This is a genomic window from Lutibacter sp., assembly GCF_041555395.1.
Taxonomy (GTDB): domain Bacteria; phylum Bacteroidota; class Bacteroidia; order Flavobacteriales; family Flavobacteriaceae; genus Lutibacter.
Window position 1 is genome coordinate 1 of record NZ_JBFFKM010000078.1, and the last position, 7,790, is coordinate 7,790.

A 7,790-nucleotide genomic window follows, 5' to 3' on the forward strand; every position below is an offset into this window, starting at 1 on the left:
ATTAAAAAGAATGAACACAATAAAACTAGAAACTACAAATAGTTTTATTTATTACTGAATAATAACAAAATGATTATAGAACAAGAGCAAAAATTTAAAGAAGTACTTTCTAAAATAGAAGGAAATATTAATGAACAAAGTTTTTTTAATAAGTTCCTAGAATTGTATCCCGAAGTTTGGAAAAAACATAAAACTACGTTTTCAAAATTTAAGAGAAGTAAACAATTTGGACAAACAATTCCGTTGCCAAAACCTGAAGTTTCTTTACGAAAAGAAATTAGGATATGGCTACAAAAACAATAAAACGAAATAACAAACATCGGGAAATTACGGTTTCAAAACCGCAACTTTTTGTAAATCGTGAGTTTAACTTGAATTTATCTAAAGATTTAAATCTTTCAGAACCAAAGCAGATTGAAGCTTTTTTTATTATTGATGAAAACGGAAATTTAACTGGCATGAAAGTCAGAAATTCAGAAGTAACCATTCAGGCAGAAATCTTGAGAGTGCTTAGAAAAATGCCTGTGATGAAACCTGCTATTCACAAAGGGAAAAATGTTTCTGTATTATGTTCAATTATAGTAAAATATGGAAATGAAATAGAAATTGATGTTGTTTACATTCCTGAAAGACCAAATGATTAAAAGTTGAATCACTAATTGTAGTAACTTACAAAAGCCAGTTGCCAACAATGTGTCATAAGTCATTGGGCAAAAGGTGGTAAACTGAAACATGAGTACATTAAATAAACATACAAGTGGTTTGAAAATGAGGTGCTTCGAAATGCCCAACGCCTCATACACTGGACCGTTGTAGACAAGCTAAAAAAAGGGCAGCTTAGAAATACAACAAAAGGTTTATTTGTTTTTTAAATAATTAAAGATCCGCTTCTAAAATTTTCTTTGACTCTTCATATTCTTCTCCCTTCTATTTTTATTGTAGGTGATTCTGCATCGAATAGAGCATTTACCTAATTTATTAACTCTACTACCTATGAGTAGAAAGATTATATAAATTTTATGATTTGTCATTTTTTTAAGTTTAGATTAGTTAATTAAGTTATGCACACCTTATATAATTTTATGCACACCTTTTTTGAATAAAAAGTTGGGAAGTTGGCAATTTAATGAGTTGGGAAGTTTGTATGCAATGAATGCATACAATGCAATAACAATAGGTTATTAAATGAAGTGTTTAGTACAATCTTAAAAACAAAAAAGCCAATCAATTTCTTGAATGGCTTTGTTTTGCTCCCCCTATTACTCGGAGTTGCAACCAGCTTTTAGTAAAATTAGCTTTTAAAGCAGGGGTTATCTAAATTTAAACTCATGTAAAAAGACTTTGTTTTTTAATCAGTTCTTTATTAACTTTTGTTATTGACAGAAATTTATCTTCCTCCTGGAGGACAATATAGTTTTAAGTAATTTGTATATAAAGTTGACAAATGTTCAGTTGTACCTTCTCCCTCCCTTATACTGTGTGTTCGGTTTGGATATGGCATAAACTGAAATTGTTTATTGTATCTTATTAATTCATTTAGTAACAATTCCGCATTTTGATAATGGACATTGTCATCCCCAGTTCCATGAATATAAAGCAAATTTCCTTTTAAATTTTTTGCATAGGTAATTGGAGATCCTTCTATAAAATCTTGCATATTTTCTTGTGGCAAACCCATATAACGTTCTTGATAAATGTTATCGTAAGTAAGCTGATTTGCAACTGCAGCTATTGCGATTCCTGTTTTGTATATATCTGGGTATTGGAACATTAAATTTAAGGTAGCAGAACCACCTCCACTCCATCCCCAAACGGCTACACGTTCAGCATCTACAAAATCCCATTTCAAAATTTCTTTGGCTGCCATCGCCTGATCTTTTATATTAACCTGACCAATTTTTCTGTAAATAGACTTTCTCCATGCGCGTCCTTTAGGTGCAGGTGTTCCTCTATTATCCATTGAAATGTAGATATATCCATCTTTAGCCATATCCCCTTTATATAATCTGTTTTGGGCAACCCTATAAGTGTCATTTACCGTTGCGCCTGCAGGTTCTGAATAAACATAAAACACAACCGGATATTTTTTATTTGGATCAAAATTCATCGGTTTTACCATCCATCCATCCATTTCAACATTGTCCGCCGTTTTTATTTTAAAGAATTCGGTAGTCTCTTTTTCTTCCATTTTTTTTACGCTTCCTACAATACTTTCTTCTTCATTCAAAGCTTTTTGATCAGAAACAGTAATAAATTCATTGGTTCTTTGTGTAAAATGATTTGAAAAAGTATGCAAGGCGTATTTACCATTAGAAGAAAAAGAATAATTGTGACTTCCTTTTAAGCTTTCAGGGCTTAGTAATTCATTTTTACCAGTGCCATTTAATTTTGTTTTATATAAATACTTCTGAGTAGCATTATCTGGTGAGGCTAAATAGTATACATATCCTTCTTTTGAATTGATGTATTTTAGATCTATAATATCGTATTCCCCCTTTGTTATCATCACTTCAGGCTTTCCTTCTAAAGAAATTTGGTATAAGTGCCTCCATCCATCTTTTTCAGATACCCAAAGAATGCTATTAGTTTCTTTTAAAAAACTGAAGTTATTTGTGTAATCAATGTCGTATTTATTCCCTATTTGAAACAGATCAACCCAGGCTTCGTCCGATTCTTCTTGGATAAGTTTTACGCTTCCCTTTAAAACATCTGCAATGTATAATTTACTCTTATTTTGTTTTCTGTTTAATTGTTGAATTAATAGATTGTTGGTTGATGGAATATATTCCATTCTTACCAAGTAATTTTGAGATGCATCACCTCGAATATTGATCCAAGTTGTTTTTGCATCTGAAAGTTTCACAACACCTACTCGACAAGCAGAAGGTTTTTCTCCAACTTTAGGATATTCTAAAGGAACTAATTTTGAATAAATAGAATCTGTATTGTTAATCATATAGAACTTTTTTATCTCGCTCGCGTCAATTTGCCAAAATGCAATAGATTTGCTGTCAGGGCTCCAACGAAATCCATCCCTGCAAGCAAATTCTTCCTCATAGGCCCAATCAAAAGTTCCGTTAATTATTGAAACCGAACCATCGGCAGTTAAAGGTTGAATTTTACCACTCTTGCAATCTTCACTGTATAAATTATTTCCCGAAACATAAGCTATTGTATTTCCATCAGGTGAAAATTTCGCAAACATCAGGGATGAAGTAGGTAAGGTTTTACCAATTTTCGTCAGAATATTGGATTCAAAGTCAAAAACCCAATAGTCCCCTTTAGTATTCAGTCTCCAAACTTTTTGGGTGTTTGTAAACAATAGAACTTTTTTTTGGTCTAAAGAGAAAGAAAAATAGGCCACATCAATAGGTTCTGATTTACCAGCTGGTGTAAGTTGCTGTTTTGAAAGGACTGTTTTTGCATCTTTGTTAGGCAGGGTATAGGAAACAAGTTGGTTTTTATCTAAACTGTAATAAGACTCACCATCGTTCGCCCAATTTATTTGAGCTTCTATATTAAAACTAAGAAGTGAAAAACAAATAAATACAATAATTTTAATGGTATTTATTTTGGTGATTAAGAATTTATTTAAAATTTTCATTTTTTTGAAATTTAGGATTTTATTATTCATTAATTTTTTACTTCCATTTCTAATGTAAACCATTCATTACACTTTTTTGTTCAAATCCATATTTTCAGGTAAAACCAATAAAGGTTGTCGTGCCATCTTTATTTTCAATACTTTTTTAAAAAAACAAGTGATTTAAACTTAAATATAGAAATAGGTTTAATTAGATTCATACAATTGTTATTACGAATATAGCTAATTAAATAATAGATGCAAATCAGGTGTTTAAATTGAAGATTCTTTGAAAAAAGAAAAAAAGTAATAAAAAAGTTTAATTTCAGCAAAAACCTTGCTCAAATCTTGCGCATAAAAAAAGGTTCCAAAACTAAATGTCTTGAAACCTTTGGTAATGTTTTAAAAACAAAAAAGCCTTAACAAATTAATGTTAAGACTCGTTTTGCTCCCCTTCTTGACAGAAGCTGCAGCTGGAATTCAATAATTCAAAACTCAATTATTCTAAAATTAAGGAGTTAACTTTTTATCATTCTAAAAGATAACCAACTTTTCGTGAATTTGTGGTTTGATACTATAAATATATTTTAAACCTTCATTAAATGAGGTGAGCTAATTCACTTTTTGCTAACAATATACAATATGAGTCATCGATTATTGCAATATATAATCAACCACAGCATGGGATAAGTCATTCATTATCTTTTCAGCTTCTTCTTTTAAGATTTTACTCATTTTGAGCACTTCGCCTTTCTTATTAAACATATGTGATGGGGAAATATTTGCAATAACTTCTCCATTTTCATCGGTAATATCTCCATTTTTACCCCCTAAGGTAAATGTCATTCGAATTTCACCATCGGTAAAATCGATTACGAACAAATAAGGCAGATCAGCAAAAAGCTCCATACCCATAATCGTGCCGAATGGTACATTTTTTGCAAAGTCATTTATCTCAATCTTTTCATCAGGAACTGCTGTTATGGTCGCTTGATTTGGAATTATATAGGATGAATTGGTCCAATCTAAGGTCTTATTATAAAGTTCAATGCTGCTTAAATTATTGATAGCGACAACAACAGGCTCAATACCTTTTTGAGTTATCTCAAATGGCGAAAACAATAATTCAACCACCTGTGCTTCTTCTTCTAATAATTCAGGGGAACTAATTTTAATTATTTCTCCGGATCTTATTGCCGGCTCAAAATCAACAGCAATATCGTTAAAAAATACACCCTCAACAAATTGGTATTTCTTCATATTAATCACTCCTAAAATTCTATCCCCCCTTTTTTTTGATGAAACTTTACTAAAACTTTCAATCAGTAATTGCTTATCTGCAAAATCTTTATCTAAATTTCTTTGAGGAATCGCCTTATGGCTAAGGTCATCATTATTTGAAAATATGTTATAGAGCGTGTTAACCGTTTTATTTTTAGGTATGTATAGATGTATAAAATTGCCGGTATCTGGGTCACTGCCTTTTCCTAAATATATGATATCCCCTTGTTTAATGGCAAGTGTGTCAAATAAAACGATGGGGCCTTCAATACTTCTCCCTGGTATTTGCCCGAATACTGAATTGCTTAAAATCAACAGGCAGATTATCAATGTTTTTTTCATGTTCTGGATTATTTCAAATTTGTTCTTGGGGCCTGGTTAAACTGCATTCAAATGAAGTTTAGGTTTTGTAATAAAAGTTTTGTGAATTTATAAAATTTCTTTTGGAATAATTTTTCTTGTCCAAGTTTTTAAGCGTTTGAAATTATTTACTTCAGAATCTGGATTATATTCTAAAGTTGTTTCCCAAGAATTATCGGGCATAAATTCTTTTTCCATACCAATTAAGACGCCTTCGGAAATTTTATCGGAATTAACAATAACAATACATTCCGTGTTCAAATTTGCACTTCTGGGATCAAGGTTAAATGTTCCGATAACAGTTGTTTTTTTATCGATAACCATAGATTTTGCATGAAGTCCGAAAATTGGTTTATGTTCCAATTTTTCTTGAAGTTCGCCAGTCATTATTATTGTTCGTTCTGCAGCATCAGGACGAAATTCAAATATTCTAACACCTGTTTGCAGTAATTTTTCCCGATCACTTTGATAGCCGCTAAAAGCTTCCACATTGTCGGTTGACGCAAGGCTATTAGTGAGTATCCTAATTTTTACGCCACGTTCTACAGCTTCTTTGAATAAATTTCGACTAAGTTCTGATGTAATGAGATAGGGGCTTTGAATTTCAATAGTTGACTTCGCATTTTTAACCAGAGAAATTAAGGCATCAGTAGAGACTCCTCCGCCTCCCAATCCATTTTCCCCGTCATTTTTACCGGGTTTGTCTGATACAAATTCAACATCATCCAGCCAAACTAAATCACCAGAGTTCTTTATTGCTTTAAATGTAGCGGGTAAGTTTTCTATTCTTTCTTTTACTTGCGGCCAAAAATTATCTGGATTACAAGCATATTCATGAAGTTTATCAAATCTGTTTTCCAAATAAACTTTATTGGAATCTTCTTTTATAATAGCTGTTATATCTATGCTTAAAGCGCTATTCCAGAATTCATTAAAAGAGCTGTTTACTTGTTTTGATGCCTTTCCTAATAACAGAATATCCCTGTCTCGAAAATTATATTCATGATCATAATCAAAATACTCATCAGCAATATTCCTTCCGCCTGTGATGACAACTTTACCATCTACAGTAAAGGTTTTGTTGTGCATCCGTTGATTGGCAGACCTAAAATCTGTTGAGAATTTCTTGATTTTGCCAAAAATATTTTTGCCTAAATTGACGCCTGGGTTGTATATTTTAACGCTTATGTTTTCATGAGAATTAAAGGTTAAGATGTCTTGAATATCGGCATCAACCATAATATCATCAACCAAAATTCTTATTTTTACGCCTCTATCAGCAGCTCTTATCAAATAGTCACAAGCGATAAGCCCTACATTGTCCATTGAAAAAATAAAGTATTGAATATCAATCGTCTTTTCGGCATATTCACTTAGCCAAGCTCTTGCCACCATAGAGCCACTTCCGTCTTCAAGAACATAAACACCTGTATGGGTTTTCATGAGCTCAGTAACATCTTCAAGTTCTTTGGAAAGTGATATCGTGTCATTCCTGTGAATATTAGCACAAAAATCCGTTTCGGGTATCGTCTGATTCTTAGTATTACAGGCGGCCAATACAATTAAAGCAATTGCATAATGGGTTTTAAATTTCAGAATTGATTTGATACGGTTTTTCATTTGTGTGTTTTTTGCCAACAGCCTTAATAAATAGATTCAAATTAATTGGCAAAAACGCCCCAACTTTTTTTACTAAAGCGCATAACCAAATCCAGCATAAATACCTTCCGGATATCCAATTCCTGTTCTGAATACAAAATGCTTGTCACGTTTTTGTGATCTATAGCCTATGTTGATAGCTGGAACCGTCTTGTCATGTGCAGACGAATTTTGAGTTTGTTTCATAAACCCTGCACCAACAGCAGCTTCAAATCTCCCGTTTTGAGAGCCAATAAGAATGCCTCCTTGTCCAACTACAGTTGTTCCGCTATTAACCAATAAAGTATGCCAGCCACCATAACCTACCCGTGCAAATGCGGCAATATTATTTTTTTCATAAATAATTCGATCATAAAAAACATGTACCGCATTATAAGCCACATCTGGCGCTAAGGATACATGAAAAATATTTTTCTTCAATAATTTTAAATTATTATCTGAAGAAGTTGTTTGGGAATTCATAGAATTACAAACTACGAATACCAGATAGAAAGTGAACGCGATTTTAGTTAGATTTTGTTTCATCTTATTTTTGGTTTGAAAAAGGCTTTTTAGAATCAACTCAAAAGAAAGATGAATGGACTATACTAGTAACTTTTTAATTAAACAAGCGGCTAATATAAATTTAATTAAAAGGTAAAATAATTAAATTTACCAATGGTGTGCTAATTCATATAAAATGAATACTTTGCCACATAAACAGAAAATATGCTTTGATAAATAACCAGATTAAAGCGAAACCTTGCTCAAATCTTGCGCATAAAAAAGGTTCCAAAACTAAACGTCTTGAAACCCTTAGTAATGTTTTAAAAACAAAAAAGCCTTAACAAATTAATGTTAAGACTTCATTTTGCTCCCCCTATTACTCGAAGTTGCAACCATGCTTCCGTATTTTTACGATTAATAG

Annotated in this window: 6 protein-coding genes; 2 read left to right on the plus strand and 4 right to left on the minus strand. The window is 31.9% G+C overall.

The features are described from left to right. Positions 1-69 precede the first annotated feature (69 nt). Together ABY285_RS11670 and ABY285_RS11675 are read left to right on the plus strand one after the other, a co-directional pair. Positions 70-303 carry a hypothetical protein gene (locus tag ABY285_RS11670; RefSeq protein ID WP_372770251.1) on the plus strand — a complete coding sequence of 78 codons (234 nt, stop codon included), beginning with the start codon at positions 70-72 and terminating at the stop codon, positions 301-303. Beyond that, on the plus strand, positions 285-644 hold the full coding sequence (locus ABY285_RS11675; protein WP_372770253.1) for a hypothetical protein: 360 nt from the start codon (positions 285-287) through the stop codon (positions 642-644). The genes ABY285_RS11670 and ABY285_RS11675 overlap by 19 nt, the downstream gene beginning before the upstream one ends. Before the next feature lie 743 nt (positions 645-1,387). Here the strand turns inward: ABY285_RS11675 and ABY285_RS11680 are convergent. The 4 genes from ABY285_RS11680 to ABY285_RS11695 form a co-directional block, all read right to left on the minus strand. Continuing rightward, positions 1,388-3,604 carry a S9 family peptidase gene (locus tag ABY285_RS11680; protein ID WP_372770255.1) on the minus strand — a complete coding sequence of 739 codons (2,217 nt, stop codon included), beginning with the start codon at positions 3,602-3,604 and terminating at the stop codon, positions 1,388-1,390. Positions 3,605-4,237: 633 nt separating this feature from the next. Beyond that, complete coding sequence (locus ABY285_RS11685) at positions 4,238-5,206, minus strand: hypothetical protein (protein ID WP_372770257.1); 969 nt, start codon at positions 5,204-5,206, stop codon at positions 4,238-4,240. Positions 5,207-5,293: 87 nt separating this feature from the next. Next, a complete protein-coding gene (locus tag ABY285_RS11690; protein WP_372770259.1) occupies positions 5,294-6,844 on the minus strand; it encodes a phospholipase D family protein in 1,551 nt (516 codons plus the stop codon). A 72-nt stretch (positions 6,845-6,916) separates the two neighbouring features. Further along, positions 6,917-7,408 (minus strand): hypothetical protein, encoded by a 492-nt coding sequence (locus ABY285_RS11695; protein WP_372770261.1) that lies wholly within the window; start codon positions 7,406-7,408, stop codon positions 6,917-6,919. Between the last annotated feature and the right edge of the window lie 382 nt (positions 7,409-7,790).